At 58.4% G+C, this 23,381-nt stretch carries 20 protein-coding genes; 3 read left to right on the plus strand and 17 right to left on the minus strand.

What is annotated here, in order from left to right; genetic code table 11:
* Window positions 1–136: 136 nt before the first annotated feature.
* Both B2X55_RS09010 and B2X55_RS09015 read right to left on the minus strand, forming a co-directional pair.
* Window positions 137–3,046, minus strand: a complete 2,910-nt coding sequence (locus tag B2X55_RS09010) for a metallophosphoesterase (protein WP_286821838.1) — start codon at window positions 3,044–3,046, stop codon at window positions 137–139.
* Window positions 3,047–3,211: 165 nt separating this feature from the next.
* On the minus strand, window positions 3,212–4,561 hold the full coding sequence (locus B2X55_RS09015; protein WP_286821839.1) for an MFS transporter: 1,350 nt from the start codon (window positions 4,559–4,561) through the stop codon (window positions 3,212–3,214).
* 289 nt (window positions 4,562–4,850) lie between these two features.
* Between B2X55_RS09015 and B2X55_RS09020 the strand changes: the two genes are divergently transcribed.
* Together B2X55_RS09020 and B2X55_RS09025 are read left to right on the plus strand one after the other, a co-directional pair.
* Window positions 4,851–5,702: a helix-turn-helix transcriptional regulator gene (locus tag B2X55_RS09020; protein WP_270527973.1), complete on the plus strand. Its 852-nt coding sequence runs from the start codon at window positions 4,851–4,853 to the stop codon at window positions 5,700–5,702.
* A 107-nt stretch (window positions 5,703–5,809) separates the two neighbouring features.
* Window positions 5,810–6,652 (plus strand): deoxyribonuclease IV, encoded by an 843-nt coding sequence (locus B2X55_RS09025; protein WP_286821840.1) that lies wholly within the window; start codon window positions 5,810–5,812, stop codon window positions 6,650–6,652.
* Between the two features lie 55 nt (window positions 6,653–6,707).
* On the opposite strand, the gene B2X55_RS09030 is transcribed toward B2X55_RS09025, so the two are convergent.
* From B2X55_RS09030 to B2X55_RS09070, 9 genes are all read right to left on the minus strand, one after another.
* Entirely contained in the window at window positions 6,708–7,439 is a 732-nt protein-coding gene (locus tag B2X55_RS09030; RefSeq protein WP_286821841.1) for an energy transducer TonB, read from the minus strand.
* A gap of 8 nt (window positions 7,440–7,447) precedes the next feature.
* Window positions 7,448–7,858: an ExbD/TolR family protein gene (locus tag B2X55_RS09035; RefSeq protein ID WP_270527976.1), complete on the minus strand. Its 411-nt coding sequence runs from the start codon at window positions 7,856–7,858 to the stop codon at window positions 7,448–7,450.
* Window positions 7,858–8,499: a MotA/TolQ/ExbB proton channel family protein gene (locus B2X55_RS09040; protein ID WP_286821843.1), complete on the minus strand. Its 642-nt coding sequence runs from the start codon at window positions 8,497–8,499 to the stop codon at window positions 7,858–7,860. Before B2X55_RS09040 ends, B2X55_RS09035 begins: the two co-directional genes overlap by 1 nt.
* 74 nt (window positions 8,500–8,573) lie before the next feature.
* Window positions 8,574–9,662 (minus strand): ABC transporter substrate-binding protein, encoded by a 1,089-nt coding sequence (locus B2X55_RS09045; RefSeq protein ID WP_286821844.1) that lies wholly within the window; start codon window positions 9,660–9,662, stop codon window positions 8,574–8,576.
* On the minus strand, window positions 9,655–10,482 hold the full coding sequence (locus B2X55_RS09050) for an ABC transporter ATP-binding protein (protein WP_286821845.1): 828 nt from the start codon (window positions 10,480–10,482) through the stop codon (window positions 9,655–9,657). Before B2X55_RS09050 ends, B2X55_RS09045 begins: the two co-directional genes overlap by 8 nt.
* A gap of 39 nt (window positions 10,483–10,521) precedes the next feature.
* Entirely contained in the window at window positions 10,522–11,523 is a 1,002-nt protein-coding gene (locus tag B2X55_RS09055) for a FecCD family ABC transporter permease (protein ID WP_286821846.1), read from the minus strand.
* Window positions 11,523–12,518, minus strand: a complete 996-nt coding sequence (locus tag B2X55_RS09060) for a FecCD family ABC transporter permease (protein WP_286821847.1) — start codon at window positions 12,516–12,518, stop codon at window positions 11,523–11,525. Before B2X55_RS09060 ends, B2X55_RS09055 begins: the two co-directional genes overlap by 1 nt.
* A gap of 16 nt (window positions 12,519–12,534) precedes the next feature.
* On the minus strand, window positions 12,535–14,766 hold the full coding sequence (locus tag B2X55_RS09065; protein ID WP_286821848.1) for a TonB-dependent receptor: 2,232 nt from the start codon (window positions 14,764–14,766) through the stop codon (window positions 12,535–12,537).
* Window positions 14,767–15,042: 276 nt separating this feature from the next.
* On the minus strand, window positions 15,043–15,486 hold the full coding sequence (locus B2X55_RS09070; protein ID WP_286821849.1) for an Hsp20/alpha crystallin family protein: 444 nt from the start codon (window positions 15,484–15,486) through the stop codon (window positions 15,043–15,045).
* A 488-nt stretch (window positions 15,487–15,974) separates the two neighbouring features.
* Here B2X55_RS09070 and B2X55_RS09075 point away from each other — a divergent pair, with 488 nt between their 5' ends.
* Entirely contained in the window at window positions 15,975–16,676 is a 702-nt protein-coding gene (locus B2X55_RS09075) for a hypothetical protein (protein WP_286821850.1), read from the plus strand.
* 112 nt (window positions 16,677–16,788) lie between these two features.
* On the opposite strand, the gene B2X55_RS09080 is transcribed toward B2X55_RS09075, so the two are convergent.
* From B2X55_RS09080 to gap, 6 genes are all read right to left on the minus strand, one after another.
* A complete protein-coding gene (locus tag B2X55_RS09080; protein WP_118175802.1) occupies window positions 16,789–17,793 on the minus strand; it encodes a GGGtGRT protein in 1,005 nt (334 codons plus the stop codon).
* 53 nt (window positions 17,794–17,846) lie between these two features.
* Window positions 17,847–18,539, minus strand: a complete 693-nt coding sequence (locus B2X55_RS09085; RefSeq protein WP_182405904.1) for an iron-sulfur cluster assembly scaffold protein — start codon at window positions 18,537–18,539, stop codon at window positions 17,847–17,849.
* A gap of 120 nt (window positions 18,540–18,659) precedes the next feature.
* A complete protein-coding gene (gene gpmI, locus B2X55_RS09090; RefSeq protein WP_270527984.1) occupies window positions 18,660–20,189 on the minus strand; it encodes a 2,3-bisphosphoglycerate-independent phosphoglycerate mutase in 1,530 nt (509 codons plus the stop codon).
* Window positions 20,190–20,226: 37 nt separating this feature from the next.
* On the minus strand, window positions 20,227–20,976 hold the full coding sequence (gene tpiA, locus B2X55_RS09095) for a triose-phosphate isomerase (protein WP_286821851.1): 750 nt from the start codon (window positions 20,974–20,976) through the stop codon (window positions 20,227–20,229).
* A gap of 79 nt (window positions 20,977–21,055) precedes the next feature.
* Entirely contained in the window at window positions 21,056–22,249 is a 1,194-nt protein-coding gene (locus B2X55_RS09100) for a phosphoglycerate kinase (protein ID WP_286821852.1), read from the minus strand.
* Window positions 22,250–22,357: 108 nt separating this feature from the next.
* The gene (gene gap, locus B2X55_RS09105; RefSeq protein ID WP_005841058.1) at window positions 22,358–23,380 is read right to left on the minus strand and encodes a type I glyceraldehyde-3-phosphate dehydrogenase; all 1,023 of its coding nucleotides are present in this window, start codon (window positions 23,378–23,380) and stop codon (window positions 22,358–22,360) included.
* Window position 23,381: the final 1 nt, after the last annotated feature.

Raw genomic sequence — 23,381 nt, forward strand, 5'->3', positions numbered from 1 at the left:
TGCAGCCGGCTTTTTGGTTTATGCACATGCTACGGTGGCGTAAGAACCTGTTTCGGCTTCGGCGTTCCGTTGAATGCGTCTCAGCACAAAAAAGAGGACAGGAGTTCCTGTCCTCGTAAAAAAGGTGGAGAGGTCTTCAACCATGGATGACATCGGTGTATTCGGGATAGTCGCGCAGGCGGTCGACCGGCGGGAAGCCGACGGCTCCAGTGAAGCGGCCGCGCTCCCAGTCGGGGCGCGTTGACCAGAACATGTCGGTGAAGTCGCGCTCATTCTCCGCCACGACCTGATACGACAGGAGCTCCGGAACGAACGTGCCATCAGGGCCGACTTCGGCCGCGAATTCCGTCACGATGCGCAAGTACTGCGCCTCGGGCAGATTCGAGATATCGACGTAATTCGTGCCGTCCTTGAGGACGATCTGGCGGCTCGCCTTGACGGTAGCCATATCATCCGACACTTCGATTGTCGCCCGCATACTGGCTTGCAAAGGAAGATGCGTCTTAGCCTTGAGCTGCTTGAAATGCCAATACTTCTTCTGCGTCTTGAAGGCCGGGTCGTAGATGGCCGGATGGCGCCACTCCGTCGTGTGCGTGCCGACCTTGAGGATGCTGTGGAAGTCGAGCCAGACCGCGAGGTCATCGCGCTCGGGGCCTTCTGCCTCGGGATGCTCGTAAATCTCCCGATTCTCCTCCGCCGTCAGTCCTTTCTTGTAGAAGCGGACCTGGCTGATGCGGCCGGGCAGATGCGTGAAGTACTTCGGCCGGCCAATCTCGGGGATGACGTGGCCGATGTAGGAATAGCCGACAAAGATCGGCTGGTCGTCCCACTGACGGACCTCGCTGTCATCCGAGATGCCCGCCACATGTGCCAAAGGCGTGCCATCGCAGTACGAATCGCCGCCCGCCTTCTTGTCAAAGGTCATCGTGTACTGCGCCCATTCGCCGATCTTTGCCTCGCCGCCCTGCCACGAATACTCCGTGATATCATGGCAGATGCCCCATTTGAGGCCGCCGGCGCGCTCCACGACCATGCGCAGGCAGTACGTCGCTCCCCAGCCTACGGACTTGCCGCGGACCATCAGCGGGTTGTGGCCCATCTCGCTCGGCCTTGCCAGGCGGTCGATGTCTGCCCAGACCATGCCGGTGAAGCCTTGCGGCGCGCGAAGATCGCGGCTCGCCGGTATCTCGATGTAATCGCCGTATTGCTCGAGCGCGACTTCCATGTGGCCGTCGACTTCACGGACCTTCGGCGAGCCGTGCAGCAGGGCCGTATGGCCGTGCCCCGACTTGTCGAGGATGCGCGGGATGATGCGGATGCCACCTTCAATCGAGACTTCCTTCGGCAGCTGGTCGGCAATGCTGACCTGATATTCGCCGCCCTGCTGGAACTTGTAGTGGAACTCAATATAGCGCTTCTCATGGCCGCGGAAGAACAGGCTCTTCGTCTCGGCGATGCGCTGATTGATGTAGAGCGGTACCGAGACAAAGATCTCGTGGTCGAGGTTGTTCGTCGCCTCAATGCCTGCGATCATGCAGTCAGCAGCCTCGCCCTGTCCGGCGCGCACGCGCATATGCGCGAAAGAGAGCTGCGTCGGCTCAAAGACGACGAGCTTCAATTCCGTCTCGCCGACGCGCAACATGTGCTCACCGGGCTGCACGGCCTGATAGACGGCTGCGAGCTTGCGTTTCTCCCCCGGTTCGAGCACGGCGACCTGGCTGTTCTCCTCACTGCCGAAGAGATTGATGGCATGCTCACACTTGTTGTCGAGCAGGTGGATGACAGCTTCTGCCATGGCCGTTCCCTTGTTCTCGGCCAGCGCCCGGACTTCGATATTGCCGTTGTTATCCAAGCGGCGCAGCTCGATATCCGTGAACTCGATGTCGGGCTCATCGTGCGTCAGATGGATCGTGTCGACGAGTTTCGTACTGCCATCTTCCTCAAAGCCGTAGAGCCGGTAGTCAAGCGCCTCTTCCGTCACGTCGAGAATGCCGTAATTGCTGCGTCCCGTAGCGGTGATTTCCGGGAATTCGCTGAGCAGGCGCTTGTCCTCGCGGGCCGCCGTGTACTCGGCCTCCGGATCCTGCGCACTGCCCTCGCAGACGTATACCGTGCGGGCACCGACTCTCGGGTCTACGGAGACCGACTTGATGTAGTAGTGGAGATGGCCGCCGAGCACAAGCTGTGCCTGGCAGCGCTCCGCAATCGGCACGATGTAGCGGTTGTTGAACGGGTCCGTGTACGGGTGATGCATCATGAGGATGCGCCACTTCGCCTTCTTTGCCGCCGGGCTCGTCAGGTCTTTCTCGATCCACTTGAGCGTATCATCGATGCGCTTGCGCGTCTCCCGGTCGAGCGGCATCTCGGAATTGACGGCATTCATCTCGAAGAGGCCCCAGGGATTGCTGTCGACCAACGTGAAGTGCGCCGGGCCGTAATCGAACGAGAATGTGTTGCCGCCGTCGGCCGTGTGGACTGTGCGCCCCTGCGTCGCCGTGAAGAACGCGTCGTAGTAAGGGCCGTCATCGTGATTGCCGTGGATGTAGTAGGCCGGGATGCGCGCGAGGACATCGGGAATCTTGTGGAACCAGTTGTCCTGATACTGATCGTGCTGATAGCCCGTACCGAAAGAAATGTCACCGCCGTGCAGGATGAACTCCGGTGCTTCCTGTACGGCAATCTTCTTGAAGAACGAACTGTTGTGAAAGAGATGCGAGTCTGACAGCGTCAACAGATGAAGGTGCTTTGGTGCCTCTGCCAGCGTCTGAAATGACGCAGCTGCGACCTCGCCGCCGCCCATGACTGTGTATGCATATTCCGTCGCCGGTGCCAGCCCCTCGATGACCGCCGTGTAGACACAGGCCCCGTTCGGGTACTCCTGGCAGGGTTCCTCGCGCTCATACGCGACATCGCCAAGATACTCCGCACCGTCTGCACTGCTCGCCGTCACCTTGAAATCCGCCGGCTCGATGGTCTCCCAGGCGATTGTGATCTGCGTGGCACGCGGGTCCAGAAGATAGGGCCCATTGATGATGTTCTTGTTCATAGTATCTTCCTTCCGAGACCTGACGTAATCCTTGCTTCAACTGCAGCCGAAAAACGGGACACCAAGGGACCGCGGTCCTATTCGTACTCTGATTTCCTCAATGCAAATCATTCTTTCCCTGTATTGATATAATAGTAGAGAAAGAATGATGTTGCAAATCTTTTGTTAAGCTTCTCCGTCCGCTTCTTTGTGCTTCTTAGCCCAGAGCGTCGGCACGATGAGCAGCGTCATGATGACGACCGAGGCAATCCAGAAGTTCGTGATTGTCTCGAAGTGATACGTCGTGACACCGTCGACAACGACCTTTGCCGAATCCATCAAGATGCCGTTGACGATATCCTGCAGAGCTGCGCCGCCGTAAGCGAGCAGGCCGATGACGCCCATCGCCGCACCAGTTGCCTTGCGCGGGCAGAGGTCAACGGCGAGCAGGCCGCCGACAAAGCAGAGGATGACACCGAGGCCGAAGCCGAAGATGGCGACGCAGGCAGCTGCGAGCGTCGGGTCGCCAGCCGGCACGTAGCAGACACCGGTAATGCCGATCAGCATGACGATGCCGAAGACAATCGTCGTGACGGAGTGATGCGAATGGAAGATCTTATCCGAGATGATGCCGGAGAAAAAGGAGCCGACACCGCCGAGAATCGGGGAGAGCGACATGATACTGCCGGCCGTCACGAGGTCAAAGCCCTTTGCTTCCTGCAGGAAGATGACGCCCCAGCTCGAGATGGAATAACGCGAGATGCCGAGGCAGATTGCCGCTGCAGCAAGCAGCCATACGTACGGGTTCTTGATGACCATGAGCTGTGCTTCCTTCGTGGAAACCTGCTGCTCTTTCTTTTCCTGGGCGACTTCGCCCTCAAACTCATTGGCAGACGGCAGGCCGTACGTCTCTGGCCGGTCGCGCATGAAGCGATACATGATGAATGCGAGCACGATGCAGGCGACGCCCGGTACGAAGAAGGCGGCATGCCAGCCGAGGGCGACGATGATCATCGAGGTGCCGAGGTACGTAGCGCCTTCACCGACGTAATGTGCGATACTGAAGACACCGTAGTACGTAGCGAGCTGACTCTTGGCAAACCATTGTGACAGGGAGACGATACACGGTGCTGAGCCCATGCTCTGGAACACACCGTTGACAGCCCAGAGCACGATGAAGACCCAGGTCGTATTGCTCATGCCGAGGATGGCATTGACGATAGCTGCGCCGAGCAAGCCGAGCGGCACGATTTTCTTGATGTTGCAGTGGTCAGCGATGAAGCCGTTGGCGCATTTGCCGATGGCGATGGCGACGAGCATGCCCGCACCCATCATGCCGAGTTCTGTCGGCGTGAAGCCGTCCTGGAGCATCGGCTTCTTCGCGACACCGAGTGTCATGCGCATGACATAGTACATGCCATAGCCGAGGATCATGGCCGTGACGGCCTGAACACGTGCTGTATGATACATCTTCTTGACCACAGCCTTGTCTTGGATGCGAGGCTTATCCGGTCCAGTCAGGAACCATTTCAGCATTTTCTCCACCTTACCTTTCCTACGAAAAAGCAACTTTGATTATTCCTTTTTCTCCAGACTCTCCGGAAAAGACTGGATTTTTTGTGATTTATCAGTATAATAATAGATATGAAGCTCACTTCCTCAAAAGGCAACCATCAAATCATCATTAACTGATCTTTCTGGAGTCTATTATACCGAAATGCTGGCATGGATTTCTCCGTTTTCTTGTTCGGCATTTTGCGAAAACTTATAATTTTTGTTTTAAATTCGCATTTATCCGTGTTCTGGCGCAGAAAGGTCGAAAGATATGTCTATCCTACCATTTGGCAGTCCGAAACAATCGCGATTCGAGCTCGGCAGGCGTCCTCACCTCGAGTCCATCGAGAACCTCGCCGCTACCACACCGTTCGGCACCTTGAAATCACATCATGACGTCGCAGAGATCCTCTTCGTCGAGAAGGGGCATTGCCGCATGCGCCTCAAAGAGGGCAGCCAGCAGCTGCGCACTGAAGATCTCGTCTTGATCAACAGCGATACGCTGCACGACTTCAAGACGAGCAGCTCCTTCATGGGCTTCACGATGCGCATCGGTGCACTCCATCTCTGCGGCCTGGCCCCCGGCCACCTCACCAAACATGACACACCGCTCGTGCTGCATCTCAGCAAAGAAGGGAGGCATGCCTTCTTGCGCGATCTGCTGCGGGAGACGAAACTCCTGGCAGCGCTCAACGGCGAGGACGATGAGCGCCGCGAGATTGGCGCCGCCTTGACGCAGGCCATCGTCGTCGCGGTCACTGCATTGGCCGAGGCAAAGGCGACGAGTGAAGAGAATCCTTCCTACACCATGGGCACGCGCATCAAGGAGTACATCGATGCCCATTACCTCGAGGACCTCAAGCTCCCCGACATCGCCGAGGCGCTCCACATCAACCTCTACTACCTCTCCCACACGTTCAAGGACCTGACGGGTTCTTCGCCGATGCAGTACATCATCCGCAAGCGCATCGAAGAAGCGCAGACGCTGCTGCTCACGACGAACATGACGATTACCGATATCGCCATGCAGTGTGGCTACAACAACTCCAACTACTTTCAGTCTGTCTTCAGCAACATCGTCGGCATGCCGCCCGGCAAGTACCGCAAGACATGGGCTCAGTAGAGCAAAAACGACAGAGACGCCCGCAAGATTTCATGCGGGTGTCTTTTTTATGTGCTATACTATAACAAATAACAATTCTTGATAACAGATTGGAGTATTACATGCCTATGGAATATAAATTGCACATCGGCTGCCACCTGTCCTCGGCCAAGGGCTTTCTCGCCATGGGGCGCGAGGCGTCGCGGCTCGATGCGGACACGTTTGCCTTTTTCACGCGCAATCCGCGCGGCGGCCGGGCGAAAGAGCTCGACCTCGCAGATGTCGAAGCCTTCCTGCAGTACAAGGAAGATGAGGGTATCGTCACGCTTGTCGCGCATGCCCCCTACACGATGAATGCCTGTGCCGCTAAGGAAAATCTGCGGCGCTTTGCGCACGAGGCGATGGCCGACGACATCCAGCGCCTCGAGCACCTGCCCGGCAATCTCTACAACTTCCACCCCGGCAGCCACGTCGGGCAGGGAACTGAGAAGGGCATCGAACTCATCGCACAGCAGCTCAACGATGTGCTCACGCCGGACCAGCAGACGACCGTCCTCTTGGAGACCATGGCGGGCAAGGGCACGGAGGTTGGCCGCACGTTTGAGGAACTGCGCGCCATCATCGACCGCGTCGAACACGATGACAAGCTCGGTGTCTGCCTCGACACCTGCCACGTCTGGGACGGCGGCTACGACATCCGCGAGCACCTCGACGAGGTGCTGACGGAGTTCGACCGCGTCATCGGCCTCGCACGCCTCAAGGCCATCCATCTCAACGACAGCCAGAACAAGCGCGGCAGCCACAAGGACCGCCACGCCCGCATCGGCGAAGGCCATATCGGACTCGATGCACTCGTGCGCGTCGTCCGCCACCCGGCGCTCAAAGACCTGCCCTTCATCCTCGAGACGCCGAACGATGCCGCAGGCTACGCAAGAGAAATCGCTTTGCTGCGCGAAAAAGCAGCACAATGACGTTGTCCCATCAAAAAAACCTGACCAGAAATGGTCAGGTTTTTGCATCCGGTCATCAGGGATGGAAACGGAACGTGTAGCGTCCGTGCGTGTTGACAGGTTCATCATAATCATTGCGCGCAGGGCTGTAGGTGAAGTTCACGATAGCCGCCAGAGCCGCTGCATCCATCTCCGGATAGCCGGAGGATGCTTCAATCTGCGGGCTCTCGACGCCTCCTGAGGCATTGATGATGTAATTGACGGTGACGGTGCCGACAGCCTTCTTCGCCTGCAAGGAAACCGGGTAGGCCGGCTGCGCGGTGCTGAGCTGCTGTGCGTGCACCTTGACGTGCTTGACGTGAGCCGGATCGCGGGCCGGACCGGCCTTTGGCTTGTCTGCATCGCCGCCCGGCTTGCCGTTTGGCGAGCCCTTGGCATTCGGCTTCGCATCAGCAGCAGGATGCTTGGCGGACGGATCCGCTGCATCCGCCTGCTTCTTCTCGGGCTGTTCCTTCTCGTCCTTCCGCTCGGTCTCGATCTCCGGAACGGCGACACTCTGGTCGACGACGATCGGATCTGGCTGCGGCGCATCCGTCTCCGATTCGGCCGGCGCCGCCTCTGCCTCTGAATTGTCATCCGACGGCTGCTCATCCTCTGTCACATTGTCGTAGATCTCGACATCGACGGGATGGCTTTCGGATGAAACGGCCTGGAAGAGGCCCGTCGCGGCCACGATCATCAGGATGATGATATGAACACCACAGGAAATCCCCCAGCCAGCTGCATTTTCTTTATCTTCTCGAAGCATCCTCTGCCTCACTTTCCGCCGGCATCAGCCGCGAGTCCGAACCGGCTGATGCCAGCTTTGCGGAAGTGATCGAGGAGGTCGACGACCTTGCCGTAATCGATGCCCTCATCGGCGCGCACGACAATCGCAAAATGATTGTTGCTGCGGTTTTCCTGCTGCGCCTGCTTGATGAGCGCCTTCTCTTCGATGGGCTGGTCCTCAAGGTACAGCGTACCGTCCTTCTTGAGCGTGACGAGATACGTCACGTTCATCTGCGTCTGAGCACTGGCCGCCTTCGGCATATTGACGTCAACCGTCTTGAGGTTGACCATGTAAAGCGTGCTGATCATGAAAAAGACCAGCAGGAAGAACATGATGTCAATCATCGGGATGATCATGACTTCCGGCTTCGTAAAGCTCCTTCTGTCCCGAAGTCTCATCAGGCTGCCTCCTCTTTGTTCATGCCATCGCACTCAGCGGCAGCCGTCTCGACCATCGAGAAGCACTGCTCCATATCCGTGACGATGTTCTCGATGCGCTGCGAGAAATAAGCATGAACCGTGAGCGAGATGATGGCAACGCAGAGGCCCATAGCCGTAGCGATCAGCGCTTCGCCGACGCCGCCCGTGATGGCCGTAGCCTGTCCCGATTCCAGATTGAAGACCGAGAAGGAAGTGATCATGCCGCTGATCGTGCCGAGCAGGCCGAGCAGCGGTGCCATCGTGACGATGACGCTGAGGTAGTAGAGGCGCTTGCGCATTTTCGCGAGCGCAATGCCGGACTGGATTTCCATGTAAGCAGACGGATTCTTGCGGGCTTCCGGCTTTTTCGTGATGACCGCGAACAGGATGTCAGCCAGGGCGCCACGCGCATGGTCGGCGATCTGCTCGGCCTTCTGCCACTTGTTGTTGGCCAGGGCCAGGTAAAAGTCACGGGCAAACGCGCGGCCAGAATCCATGCGCCGGAAGTACATCGCGCGCTCAATGCCGATTGAGAACACAAAAAGCGAACAGAGCAGCAGTACGTACATGACAATGCCGCCCTTCTGGAAAAACGTGATTCCTGTCGTCAAAAGTTCCATTATGATCTCCTTTTATACCTTTCTATACGATTCATGACAGGTCCTGAGGATCTGTCTTCTATCCTTGACCGCTGTCACGGCTGTCCGCCGAGCCAGTCTTTGAGATTGGCGATTGCCAGTTCTTTCGCGATGAGTCCGTGCGCATTCCAGATGACGGAATCGACCTCTAAGAGGTGATTCTCACGGACAGCTGGCAGCGTCTGCCAGAGCGGATCTTCCCGGAGCTCCTCATACCGCTTTTCCGCCGCTTCTGTGCTGCCGGCGCTGCTCGCACCGTAGCCGCTCGAAAGGACGAGATAATCCGCCTGGAGATCCGGCAGGGATTCCATCGAGATGGCGAGATTGTTCTTCGTCCGGTCGAGCGCCACGACCATCGGGTCCGGCCTGAGGTTGAGCAATTCATACATGAACCGGTTCGTCGCATTGGCGGAGTACGGATAGAGGCGTATCTCTTTCTGCATGATGCGCAGATACGCCACCGTCGCATCGCCGATATGGTTCTTGATGGCGAGTCTTGCCTGCTGCACCGTATCGTAATAGGCGCGCAGGCGCACCTCTCCCCTTTCGCTCTGCCCGATGGCCCTCGCTGCAGCGAGTTCTGTGACCTCTTCTTTCTGCAGGTCAAGCGGCACGACGGGAGCGATCTTGGACAGGGCACGGTACGTATTCCTGTCATAGCTGTCGCGCAGGAGGATGATGTCCGGGCTTGCCTGCTGCACGGCTTCCAAGTTGACCGTCTTCGTCTCCACATTGATGGGAATATTCTCGATGCCCTGCGCTTTCATCGTGTCGTAGAGATACGAGGTCGGGGCAAGGTGCGCTGCCGCAATGGGGATGCCGAGAGACACCGCCGTATCCTCCAGGCCGACGACCACGATGCGCTGCGGGTTCTCCGGAAGGACTGTCCTGCCGTATTTATGGGTGATGACGGTGCGGCCATCTTCTTCCGAAAACATCTTATCGGAGGCATTCTTCGTCTGGATAAATCGATTGGCAAGCTCGGCATCAATCGCCTCTGGCGCATCCGACCGCGGCACATCGGGATCAAAGAGCGCCGTGCTCTTGGCACTGCCGGAAGAAGCCTGGCTGCCGCAGCCAGCCAGCACCGCACTCAGCGCAATGAGCAGTGCGAAAAAGCCCGCGCTCAGAAGCCGGTTACGCATAGGCCTTCTCCTCTTTCGATGCGCTGCCCGCCAGGCGCTCACGGCTCACGTAGGGGATGCAGTACGGTCGGCCGGTGCGCGGATCGCGCAGCAGCTCGGCATCGATCCCGAAGACATCGGCGAGCATCTCTTTCGTGAAGACTTCATCCGGCGTCCCCTCATAGAGGAGCGTGCCGTGCCGCATGGCGAGCAGGTAATCGGCAAAGCGCGCCGCTTCATTGATCTCATGGATGACCATGACAATGGTCTTTCCATAAGCCGTATTGAGGTGGCGCACGAGCGTCAGCACATCCATCTGGTGTGCCACATCGAGGAAGCTCGTCGGTTCATCGAGGAACAGGATCTCTGTGTCCTGCGCGATGGCCATCGCAATCCAGGCGCGCTGGCGCTGGCCGCCCGACAAGGCCTCCACCGGCCGGTCTGCAAAAGCCGTCATATCGGTCTCCTGCAGGGCCCATTCGACCATGCGCTTATCTTCCTGCGTCGTGCGCGCAAAGAAACGCGAACGATGCGGAGCGCGGCCGTAGTTGACGAGTTCCCGCACCGTAAGCCCCGCAGGGGCCATCGGGTTCTGCGGCAGTATGGCGACCTTTTGGGCCAGTTCCCGGCTGTCTTCCGCGAAGATCGAGCGGCCATCGAGGAGCACCTCGCCGCCGAGCGGCGGCTGAATGCGGCAGAGCGTCTTCAAAAGCGTCGACTTGCCGCAACCATTCGCCCCGATGAGCGCCGTCACCTTGTGCGCCGGCACATCTAGGTTCATATTTTCTATGATCACATTCTTGTCGTAGCCGGCCTTCAGATGCCTGGCTGAAAGTTCCATGGATTCCATCCTTCCTTTTCAAGTGATTCCATCGTGCCGTCAGCCCCTGCTGCGCACGAGGATGTACAGGAAATACGGCGCGCCGATCAGAGAGACGATCAGGCCGACGAGCATCTCATCCGGCGCGATGATCACACGGGCTGTGTAATCCGCTGCCACGAGCAGCACGCCGCCCAAAAGAGCCGTCACCGGCAGATAGCGCCTGTGCGCCACGCCGACGAGCCGCCTTGCGATATGCGGGCAGATGAGCCCGATAAACCCGATGCTGCCGCCTACCGCCACACAGGATGAAGCCAGCACGACAGCAGCCATCAGGAACAGGAAGCGCGTCCGGTTCACCCGGATGCCCAGGCCCAGCGCGTTCTCCTCGCGCAAAGCCAGGAGGTCGAGTGTCTCATGGCTCGCCAGGAAAAAGAACGTGATGAGGAGCACGACGAGAAACAGGATGTCCACATGCGTCCAGCTGTTGCCGAAAATACTGCCGATCAGCCAGGTATTGATCTGCTGGAAGCGCGTCGGATCCAGGCCGACGATCAGCAGGATCTGCAGTGCGTGCAGGCCGGCTGTGACGGCAATGCCGTTGAGGACGAGTTTATAGGTAGAGGTCATGCGGCCGCGCTGGTGCGAGAGGAAAAAGACAAGTCCCGCAGCCAGGCCGCCGCCGATGACAGCGGCAAGCGGCTGCTCCCAGATGCCGAGGCCCGTCGCCTGAGGTGTCCCGTAGATGAGCAGCATGACAGCGAGCGCAGCGCCGGCATTGACGCCCAAGAGGCTCGGGCTCGCCAGCTCATTCTTGGAGATGGTCTGGAATACAGCACCAGAGACAGCCAGCCCCATGCCGATGAGGACGGCCAGGATGGATCGCACCATGCGGAAGTCAAATACCGTCAGGACCTCCTCCGGTGTTCCGCCTCCCAGAAGCACGGCAATCAGATGCGCTTTCGTGAAATAGTGGAACCCTGTCGCCAGGTGCAGGAAGAAGAGCCCCGCGAGCAGTGCTGCCAGTGTGAGTAGCGTGGCGAGATAGCGCCTGTTTCCCATCAGCCCCGCACCTCCTTCCGGTTGGCCAGGTAGAGGAAGAACGGCACGCCGACGAGCGCCGTCACAGCGCCGAGCGGGATCTCAAACGGCGGGAAGACCGTCCTGGCCACGATGTCGGCGACTAGGACGAGCAGTGCGCCAAAGAGCGCCGAGAACGGCACGACGAGGCGGTAGTCAATGCCCACGAGGCGCCGCGTGATGTGCGGCACGACGAGTCCGACAAAGCCGACCGGTCCCGCTACCGCCACGGCCGACCCTGCGAGGATCAGCACGGCAAGGCCTGCCCGCAGGCGGATGCGCGAAAGCTTTCCGCCGAGCCCGATGGCCATATCCTCTCCGAAGGAGAGCAGCGTCACCGAGCGGGAGACCGATACAGCAAGGAGGAGTCCCAGGATGGTCCATGGCATGACGCCCAGAATCGAGGCCATCCGGATCCCGCCAATGCCGCCGGCCGTCCAGTAGCTGAGTTCCTGTGCAACGTCAAAGAAGACGACGAGCACCTGCGTGACGGCCATGAATACCGCGCTGACCGCCGTGCCCGCCAGGGCAATGTAGACAGGCGTCAGGCCGTGCTTGAGCGAAGCCAGGACGAGGATGAAAGCCGTCGCGAGCGCCGCGCCGAAAAACGCACTGATGATCGTCACCTGCAGCGAAGCCGCCGGCAGGACAATCATCGCGAGCGCCAGGCCGAAGCTCGCGCCGGCGTTGATGCCGAGGATGGACGGGCTGGCCAGCGGATTGTTCGTCACGCCCTGCATGAGCGCGCCCGCCACCGCAAAACTCAGGCCGCAGACAAGCGCTGCCAGAAGGCGTGGCAGCCGCAACGTCCAGACCACGAGGTCAGAAGGATCCTGGCTGCTGCCAGCCTGCAGCGCGTGCAGCACGCCCGCCAAGGAAATATCGCGCACGCCGACCGTCAGCGAGAAAAGCGCGAGGGCGGCGAGCAAGGCGAGCAGTATGCCCGCCAGCAGTGCCGTCCGCTTTGTGGATGCCATCGTATCGCTCCTCTCGTCAGAAGTCAGCCGTCAGCGAGAGCATGAAGGTGCGCGACTTGCCGAGGAAGATGCCGTTGTTCTGGAGCGCGCGCCAGTAGTTGCGGTTCGTGACGTTGTAGACATCACCGCGCAGCGTGAGCGGCACACCGCCAGACTTGAATTTATAGCGCGCACCGAGATCCCAGGTCGCCCACGGCGAAACGCGGAAGCTGTTGGCCTCGTTGATGTACGACGAGCTGTTGTAGGTGAGCTTCGTCGTCAGCGTCAGGCCCGGAACCGAAGCAATGTCCTGCTCAAGGCCCATGACGCCATTCCAGCGCGACGTCGCGGCGACGCGGTTGCCGTCGTAGAGGCCGCCTTCCGTATTGCGATACGTCGCATCGAGGAACATCAGGCCACCCATGAGACGCGTGCCCTTGCGCGGCTCACCGAAGACATTCCACTCAAGGCCGCGGTGGCGCACCTCGCCGTTCGGCGCATAGATCTTCGTAGCCGAATTCTCGAGGAGCGTCGGGGATTTGATGTCGAAGGCGGAGAGCGTCGATGCCCATCTGCTGAAGTCGTATTTCACGCCGACCTCATACTGCTTCGTCTTGAACGGCGCAAAGGCTTCGCCGTAATTCGCTGCATCCGTATCCGTGACGAGAGAATCGCCGGCATCGAGACCCTGCATGTAGTTGGCGTAGAGCGAGACGTTCTTCTGCGGCTTGTAGACGAGTGCAAAGGCCGGCGTGAAGACCGACTCATCGTAATGCGTCTTGACCGCGCCCGTCGTCGTATTGTAGGTATCCACCTTGACGCGCTGCTCGCGGCCGCCGAGCACGAACTGCCACTTGTCATTCGGCGTCGTGATCGAGTCCATCAGCGCCACGCCCGTGAACGTGTTCTCATCATTTTTCGGTGCAGACCAGCTGTACGGATTCTCAGGCGTCTGGAAGACGATGTTCCAGATATTCGTCTTGAGGCCCGATGCCACCGTGCGGTTGTTCATGTAGCGCGTGTAGTGGATGCGGTTCGCCGCCACCGTGAGCTCATGCTTGAGGTCGCCCGTGAAGAATTTGCCGCGCACGCCGGCCTCGGCCGAATCCGCCTTGTTGATCTGGTTGTTGTACGAGTATTTCATCGTCGCCGCGCCGCTGAGGCCAGAGAGCGAGAAGTTGTTGTAGAAGTACTCCATCTTCGTGTTGCGCAGGCCGTAGGAGAAGTATCCCGTCCAGTCCTTGCTGAGGTCGTACTCGCCGTGCAGCATGCCGTACTGCTCGTGGATGGAGCGGTAACCGCCGTCGGCGCCGAACTTCGTTCCGCGCGGCACCTTGAACATGCTCGACATCGTCGCAAGCGCCTTGCTGCCGATCGTCACCTGGTACTGCTGGTCCGATACCTTGTTGTAGACATAGCCGTAATCAAAGCCGAGGCGGTAGCGGTCGCCCTTGTAGTCTGCACCGACCGTGATGGAGTCCGTGCGCATGTGCTCATCAAACGAAGTGCCGCCGTTGCGGTTCAGGACATTGACGCGCAGGCCGGCCTTGCCGTCATCTGTGCGCCTGCCGAAGTCGACCTGCTGCGTGAAGACCCCGCCGTTGCCGTACGAGATCTTGACGCGGTTCAAGGGCTCACTGCCGGCACGCTTCGTGATGTAGTTGATCGTGCCGCCCAGGGAACCGTTCGGCGCGATGCCGGCGAGAATGGCACTCGGTCCCTTGAGCACGTCGACGCGGTCCACGCCCTCGACACCGCCGTAAAAGCGCGGCGCGATGCCGTAGAGGCCGTTGAGCTGGACATCCTGCTGCTGTGCCTTGAAGCCGCGGATATTCCAGGCGCTTGAGACGCCCGAGAGCGTCTGGTCGCTGACCGACGGATCGTGGACGATGACATCATCGACAGTCGAGACCTGATTGTCTTCCATCATCTTGTCCGTGTAACCCGTGATGTTGAATGGCACATCGAGCGTCGGGTGGTCGCCGAGCACGCCGAGCTGTACCTCTGTCGCCACCTGGCCGCCCGGATACGCCTTCTCGGGCGCCGGTTCTTCCGTCGATTCCGCTACCGGTTCCACAGATGCTGGAGCTTGTTCCGCTTCTGCAGGCTCCACCGGCTCTGCCGACTTCTCTGCATAGATATCGCTCGAGCCGAAATCGTAGATTTCGTCCTGAGCTGCCGCCATGGCCGGCTGAGCCACGAACGGGGAAACGATGGCCAGGCTGGCCAAGGCCAGCGCAATCCTGCTGTACAAAATACGTTCCTTCATGCTACACCTCTTCGATCCTATCTTCCTCTGGCTATTATTTGATAGTCATTCTCTTTGATAAACCTTTTCGTATTGTATAGCTGATGATAGTGATTGTCAATATATATCGCAAAAATTAATCCGCTTCCAACTAGTATCCAATTGTACGCGTTGTACGCGAGAAAAGGATTACAGAACACAAAGAGCCGCAGCTCCAAAAAAGGAGCTGCGGCTCTTCACTGTATATCGTAGAGAGAGTTATGAGGGAAAACTAGGTTCAATCACCAGCGACCTGCATCAGTCGGTGATGGAGATCGTGTGGGAGGGTTCTGTCTTTTCCGTCTGTTTCGGCAGGCAAACCGTCAGGACGCCGTCCTTATAGTCAGCCGTAGCCTTTTCCTCATCGACGTTGTCGATGTAGAACGAGCGGCTCATCGAACTCGAGCGGCGCTCGCGGCGGACGTAATTGCCCTTTTCGTCTTTCTCGTCGTTGTTTTCGGATTTCTTCGTGGCAATCGTCAGGTAATGATCCTCATACGTCAGGGAGATATCCTCTTTCTTGAGGCCCGGCAGTTCAGCCGTGAGCTCATAGCTCGTACCATTGTCCTTGACATCGACCTTGAAGTCCGGAGCCTTGAAGTTCGTCAGGAACGGCTCATCGAAGACATCAAACAGACGATCAAAATCATTTTCTTCTTTTGCGAGATCATGACGCGATGCAAATGGAACCAAACCAAACATAAAGCAAATCCCCTTTCTGCAACTTGCCGGAGTGGCACGCTGATGCGTGTTGCTGTCCGGGAACTTTTGAACAATTCGATGAAGTCTCGGGCGCTCGCCCCTTCAGATCTCTCGATCTCTTCTCCGGGGCTCTCTCCCTCGCTTCAATTCTTATTGTACCACTATTAGTCAAAATGTCAATAGGTCAAATAGTAAATTTTAAAAATCGATTCCACTTTTTTCGCCCCTGCTTTATAATAAAGCCATACGTTTTGTTTTAGCGCAACGTTCCTACGAACAGAAGGGGTATCTTGATGGCATATACACGCGATGCACACGCAGGCGCCGGGCAGGCAATGACGGACCTGCCTCCCATGCAGGTTTTCTTCCAGACTGCCAGGCAGCAGCTCGAGCAAGAGTGAGCAAAGTTCCACGTCCTGCGCTCCTGCCACTACTGCTCCTGCCTGAATCTCGACTACTAACTGTCGAGGGATGTCCGCTTCAATGAAATGCTGTTCCAGGAGGCTTCCATCAACGACGCCGTCCGCCTTGGCATGTACGAGACGGACCCCGTACATGGCATCCGCCAGATGATGGCGCGCATCGGCCGGCAGCTCGAAGCCGACCGCATCGTCCTGGCCGAAGAACAGGGCGATTTCCTCCATCTCACCTATCGGTGGAATGCCGAGGGAATCCTGCCGCTCGGCGACGACTTTCAGCCTGTCCCAAGGTCCGACATGCGCCCCGTCTTCGCCCGCTTTGCCAAGGAGAGCAGCTTCAGCATCCCCGACATGGATATCTACTGGCAGGAGAATCCAGATGTCTCCCCGCACATCCCGGGTCTGAAGCGCGTCGCGCTCGCCCGCCTCGCGCTCGACGGCGAACCGCTCGGCTACATCGAAGCCATCAATCCGTCGGACAAAAAATTCCATTACGCATCCGATCTGCTGGCCTCGCTGACGCGCTTCTTCGCGATCCTGCTGCGCAACCGCGACATGATGAAGCGCCTCGACCGCCTGAGCAAGTCCGATCAGCTCACGGGGCTGCTGGAACGGCTGCAGGCGCACTTTGAGGCGGCAAAGATCAGCATCGCGCTCGGCTGTACCACAACTGCTACGCCGATCGACAACATCGATGATGTGCTGAAACATGCCGATGCGCTGATGTACCGCCAGAAACTCGAGCAACATCGCCAGAAGAACGGCTTCTAGAGCGCCCTGCGGGCAAAGCAAAGAGCCGCAATCCTTTTGGATTGCGGCTCTTTTGCTGCCTGAGAGCACCCTTTTGAGCGCCCTCTCTATGCAAGTTTCCCGTCAGCGGGAATTATTTGTTCATTGCTTCCTGTACAGCAACAGCGACAGCGACCGTCATGCCGACCATCGGGTTGTTGCCTGCGCCGATGAGGCCCATCATGTCGACGTGTGCCGGAACGGAGGAAGAACCTGCGAACTGAGCATCGCCGTGCATGCGGCCCATCGTATCCGTCATACCATAGGAAGCCGGGCCGGCTGCCATGTTATCCGGATGGAGCGTACGGCCCGTGCCGCCGCCCGATGCAACGGAGAAGTACTTCTTGCCCTTCTCGATGCAGGCTTTCTTGTAGCAGCCCGCGACCGGATGCTGGAAGCGGGTCGGGTTCGTGGAGTTACCCGTGATGGAGATATCGACATCTTCGTGCTCCATGATGGCAACGCCTTCCTGGACGGAGTCAGCGCCGTAGCACTTGACCTTTGCGCGCTCCGGATCCTTGCCGTATTTGATCTCTTCGACAATGTTGAGCTTGCCCGTCTTGAAGTCGTAATCCGTCACGACATACGTGAAGCCGTTGATGCGGCTGATGATCTGGGCAGCGTCCTTGCCGAGGCCGTTGAGGATGACGCGCAGCGGGTTCTTGCGGACCTTGTTTGCCGTCTTGGCGATGCCGATAGCACCCTCAGCAGCTGCGAAGGACTCGTGGCCTGCGAGGAATGCGAAGCAGCCAGCATCCTCGGAGAGGAGCATAGCGCCGAGGTTGCCGTGGCCGAGACCGACCTTGCGGTGGTCAGCAACAGAACCCGGTACGCAGAAAGCCTGGAGGCCTTCGCCGATAGCCTTAGCGGCATCAGCAGCCTTCGTGCAGCCCTTCTTGATGGCGATTGCAGCGCCGAGCGTATACGCCCATTTTGCATTCTCGAATGCGATCGGCTGCAGGTCCTCTACGATCTGATACGGGTTGATGCCCTTCTCGTCGCAGACCTTCTTGGCATCCTCGATGGAAGCCAGACCATACTGTTTGCAGACTTCGTTGATTTTATCAATACGGCGCTCATAGCCTTCGAATAATGACATTCTATTCATTCCTTCCTTTTACCTTGAAACTCGGAAATCATCAAGCGGGGAGATTACTCTTCGCGCGGATCGATGAACTTGACACCGTCAGCGAAGCGGCCCTTCGTGCTCGTGTTGGCCTTGATTGCCTCATTGGCATCCTTGCCAGCGCGGACAGCTTCCATGACTTTGCCGAGCTGCACGACTTCGTAGCCGATGATGCGGCCCTCTTCGTCGAGAGCGAGCTTCGTGACATAGCCTTCTGCGAGTTCGAGGTAACGCGGGCCCTTCTTGAGCGTGCCGTAGAGCGTACCGACCTGGCTGCGCAGGCCCTTGCCGAGGTCATCGAGACCAGCGCCGACCGGCAGGCCGTTGTCGGAGAACGCCGTCTGGCTGCGGCCATAAGCGATCTGCAGGAAGAGCTCACGCATAGCCGTGTTGATCGCATCGCAGACGAGGTCCGTGTTGAGTGCTTCGAGGACCGTCAGGCCCGGAAGGATTTCGGCAGCCATGGCAGCAGAATGCGTCATGCCCGAGCAGCCGACCGTCTCAACGAGGGCTTCCTGGATGATGCCGTCTTTGACGTTGAGCGTCAGCTTGCAGGCACCCTGCTGCGGAGCGCACCAGCCAACACCATGCGTCAGGCCGCTGATGTCCTGGACGTTCTTGGATTTTACCCATTTGCCTTCTTCAGGAATCGGGGCAGCACCATGGTGTACTTCCTGTGCTACGCATGCCATGTCTTCCACTTTCTGTGAATAAGCAATCATTGTTCGTATTCCTCTCTTTTCTAAAATATAATACTGAGGTGCATTCTCTCTGGGGCCAGCATAGAGGGCAGTCACCTGCCCTTCCTTGCTCAAGGGAATGCTGCCTCTATCTCGCTATTAAAGCTCTACGAGGTTCTTGCCCGTCATTTCTTTCGGGATGTCGAGACCAGCGAGCGTCAGGAGCGTCGGGGCGATATCGCACAGAGCGCCGTCCTTGACGGATTTGACGCGGTCCGAAACGACGATGAACGGAACAACGTTCGTCGTGTGCTTCGTGAACGGCTGGTTGTTGACGTAGTCCATCATCTTGTCGGCATTGCCGTGATCTGCCGTGATGCAGACCTCGCCGCCGACTTCCTTGATGGCTGCAACGAAGCGGCCGACGCAGGAGTCAACCGTCTCAACGGCCTTGACGACTGCCGGGAAGACACCCGTATGGCCGACCATGTCGCAGTTCGCGTAGTTGAGGATGATGAAGTCGTACTTCTCGGAGCGGATGGCTTCGCAGACCTTGTCCGTAACTTCAACCGCACTCATCTCCGGCTTGAGGTCGTAGGTAGCGACCTTCGGGCTCGGGACGAGGATGCGGTCCTCGCCCTTGTACGGCTCCTCGACACCGCCGTTGAAGAAGAACGTGACGTGCGCGTACTTCTCCGTCTCGGCGATGCGGAGCTGCGTGAGGCCGTGATCCTGGATGATCTCGCCGAGCGTCTTGTCGATGTGCTCCGGCGGGAAGGCGACAGCTGCATTCATGCCGTCCTCATACTGGGAGAACGTGGCGAACGGAACCTTGAGGTTCTCGTCGCGCTCAAAGCCGTCGAATTTCTCATCGACGAATGCATGCGTGAGCTGGCGCGCGCGGTCTGGGCGGAAGTTGAAGAAGATGGCACCGTCGCCGTTCTTCATGCCTTCATAGCCCTTGACGACGAACGGCACGACGAACTCATCGTTGACGCCATTCTCGTAGCTTGCCTTGAGGCCGGCTACCGGGTCGTCTGCTACGACGCCCTCTGCATGAGCGATGGCCTCATAGGCCTTCTGCTCGCGGTCCCAGCGATGATCGCGGTCCATCGCGTAGTAGCGGCCAGCGACCGTCGCGATCTTGCCGACGCCAATCTCCTTGCACTTTGCTTCGAGTTCCTCGAGATACGGCTGTGCGCTCTGCGGCGGCACATCGCGGCCATCGAGGAAGGCGTGGACGTAGACGTCCTTGACGCCCTGCTGCTTGGCCATCTCGAGGAGTGCGTAGAGGTGACCCTGGTGGCTGTGCACGCCGCCCGGGGAAACGAGGCCGAGGAGGTGGACAGCGCCGCCATTTGCCTTGGCATCCTGCATGACCTTGACGAGGACTTCGTTCTTGAAGAAGTCGCCGTTCTTGATGTCGCGCGTGATGCGCGTGAGCTGCTGATAGACGAGGCGGCCGGCGCCGATGTTCGTGTGACCGACTTCCGAGTTGCCCATCTGGCCGTCCGGCAGGCCGACGAATTCGCCGGAAGCCTGCAGATGGCTCGTGTTGTAGTTTGCCATGAGGCCGTCGAGGACAGGCGTCTTCGCAGCTTCTACTGCATTGCTCTTATCGAGCTTGCCACCGATGCCGCAGCCATCCATGATGATGAGTGCGATCGGTGCGTGTTTGATCTTTGCCATTTTGGATAAATACTCCTTCTAAAGGAAGAAAAACCAATCAGAAGTTTACGATCTCGCTGAAGTCCTTAGCCTTGAGCGATGCACCGCCGACGAGGGCGCCATCGACATTCGGCTGCTTCATGAGGTCTTTGATCGTAGCCGGCTTGACGCTGCCGCCGTACTGGATGCGGATGCCGTCAGCTGCTTCCTGGCCGAATTCTGCGGCAACCGTCTTGCGGATGTGCGCGCAGACTTCCTCAGCCTGCTCGAAGGAAGCCGTCTTGCCCGTGCCGATAGCCCAGATCGGCTCGTAAGCGATGACGATCTTTGCTACTTCTTCCGGCTGGAAGCCAGCGAGGGCAGCCTTGACCTGACCAGCGACGAAGTCGAGGTATACACCAGCTTCGCGCTGCTCGAGGGACTCACCGCAGCAGATGATCGGCGTGATGCCTGCAGCGAAAGCAGCATGAGCGCGCTTGTTGACGCCCTCATCCGTCTCGCCGAAGTAACCGCGGCGCTCGCTGTGGCCGAGGACGCAGTAATCTACGCCGATCTCATTGAGCATGCCCGTGGAGATCTCGCCCGTGAACGCGCCGTGATCTTCCCAATGAACGTTCTGTGCGCCGACGTGGATGTTCGTGCCGAGTGCTGCATCTGCGACAGCTGCGAGAGCCGTAGCCGTCGGGCAGACGACGACCGTCACCTTGGCATCCTTGACGAGCGGAGCCAGGCCGCGGACGAGGTTCTTGCCCTCGACGATCGTGTTGTTCATCTTCCAGTTGCCTGCAATGATTGGAGTTCTTGCCATTTTTGAAATACCCCCTAATGCTGTATCAGATGATGAGGAGGTCCGCCTTGCGGGCCCCCTCACCCAAAACTTGCTTCTCTTATTTGTCAGCCAGAGCTGCAATGCCCGGCATCTCTTTGCCTTCGAGGAACTCGAGCGTAGCACCGCCGCCCGTCGAAACGTGCGAGATCTTGTCCGTCAGGCCCGTCTTCTTGAGGGCTGCAACGGAGTCGCCGCCGCCGACGATGGAGATAGCGCCATTTTCCGTAGCCTTGGCGACAGCCTTAGCAACAGCGAGCGTGCCTTTTGCAAAAGCATCAAACTCGAATACGCCCATCGGTCCGTTCCAGATGACCGTCTTAGCGCCTTCAAGAGCCTTCGTGTACTCTTCCGACGTCTTCTCGCCGGAATCGAGTGCCTGCCAGCCATCCGGTACTTTGTCGACGTCAACCGTCTTCGTGTTGGCATCGGCAGCGAACTTGTCGGCAATGACGAGGTCGACCGGCAGGACGACCTTGACGCCCTTGTCTTCTGCTTTCTTGAGCAGCTCACGAGCGAGATCGTACTTGTCCGGCTCGCAGAGGGAATCGCCAATCGGCAGGCCCTTGGCTGCATCAAACGTATGAGCCATGCCGCCGCCGATGATGATCGTGTCGACCTTGTCGATCATGTTGCTGATGACGCCGATCTTATCGGAGACCTTTGCACCGCCGATGATGGCAACGAACGGATGCTGCGGGTTCTCAAGCGCCTTGCCGATGTAGTTGATTTCTTTCTCCATCAGGAAGCCTGCGACCGTCTCGATGTACTTCGGAACGCCTGCGTTCGAAGCGTGAGCGCGGTGGGAAACGCCGAATGCATCATCGACTGCGAGGTCGCAGCCGGAAGCGAGCTGCTTTGCGAACTCAGGATCGTTCTTCTTCTCTTCCTTGTGGTAGCGGAGGTTCTCGAGCAGCAGGACATCGCCCGGCTTCAGCGCAGCTTTTGCAGCATCCGCCTCTGCACCGACGCAGTCGGAAGCCCACTTGACATCGCGGCCGAGCAGTTCCGAGAGGTGCTTGACGAGGTACTTCGTCGAGAACTTGTCCTCGCGTGCCTCGGTCGGACGGCCGATGTGGCAGGCGATGACGAGAGCTGCACCGTGGTCGAGCAGGTAGTTCAGAGTCGGCAGCGTGCGGACCATGCGCGTGTCGTTCGTGATGTTCATCTTGTCGTCGAACGGGACGTTGTAGTCGACGCGGACAAATACCTTTTTGCCGTTGACGTCAACATCTTTGATGGTTTTCTTGTTCATCGTAAAACCTCCAAGGTCATTTTCTCATAAAAAATGAGGCCCGGCCCAAACAAACGGCCGGACCTCAAGAGATCTTCTACTGTATTCAGTTGAGAACTCTTAATTCAATTACTTTACTTCCTCAGCGAAGTACTTGATCGTGCGAACCATCTGGCTCGTGTAGGAGTTCTCGTTGTCGTACCAGGAAACAACCTGTACGAGGGAGTTGCCGTCGCCCGTGTGGGAAACCATCGTCTGCGTAGCATCGAACAGGGAGCCATAACGCATGCCGACGATATCCTTCGAAACGATCTCGTCTTCGTTGTAGCCGAAGGACTCCGTAGCAGCAGCCTTCATAGCAGCGTTGATGCCCTCAACCGTGACTTCACCCTCAACAACAGCGTAGAGCAGCGTCGTGGAGCCCGTCGGGGTCGGAACGCGCTGTGCAGCACCGATGAGCTTGCCGTTCAGGTCCGGCAGAACGAGGCCGATAGCTTTAGCAGCACCCGAGGAAGCCGGAACGATGTTCTCGGAAGCAGCACGGCTGCGGCGAAGGTTACCCTTGCGCTGCGGGCCATCGAGGACCATCTGGTCGCCCGTGAAAGCGTGGATCGTCTGCATGATGCCGCTCTTGATCGGAGCGAACTTGTTCAGAGCGTCAGCCATCGGAGCGAGGCAGTTCGTCGTGCAGGATGCAGCGGAGATAACTTTCGTGCCAGCCGGGATCGTCTTGTGGTTCGTGTTGAAAACGATCGTCGGGAGGTCGTTACCAGCCGGAGCGGAGATAACAACTTTCTTAGCGCCTGCTGCGAGGTGAGCGGAAGCCTTTTCCTTGGACGTGTAGAAGCCCGTGCACTCGAGAACGACATCTACATCGTGCTTAGCCCAAGGAATGTCTTTTGCATCGCGCTCAGCATAGATCTTGATCGTCTTGCCTTTGACCGTGATCGTGCCAGCTTCGTCATCAGCGGAGACCGTGTCAGCATACTCGTATCTGCCCTGGGAAGAATCGTACTTCAGCAGGTATGCGAGCATGGACGGCTTCGTGAGATCGTTGATTGCAACGACTTCATAACCCTCAGCATCGAACATCTGACGGAATGCGAGACGACCGATACGGCCAAAACCATTGATAGCAACTTTTACTGCCATT

This window comes from Mitsuokella sp. UBA4253 (assembly GCF_002395285.1).
Taxonomy (GTDB): domain Bacteria; phylum Bacillota; class Negativicutes; order Selenomonadales; family Selenomonadaceae; genus Mitsuokella; species Mitsuokella jalaludinii.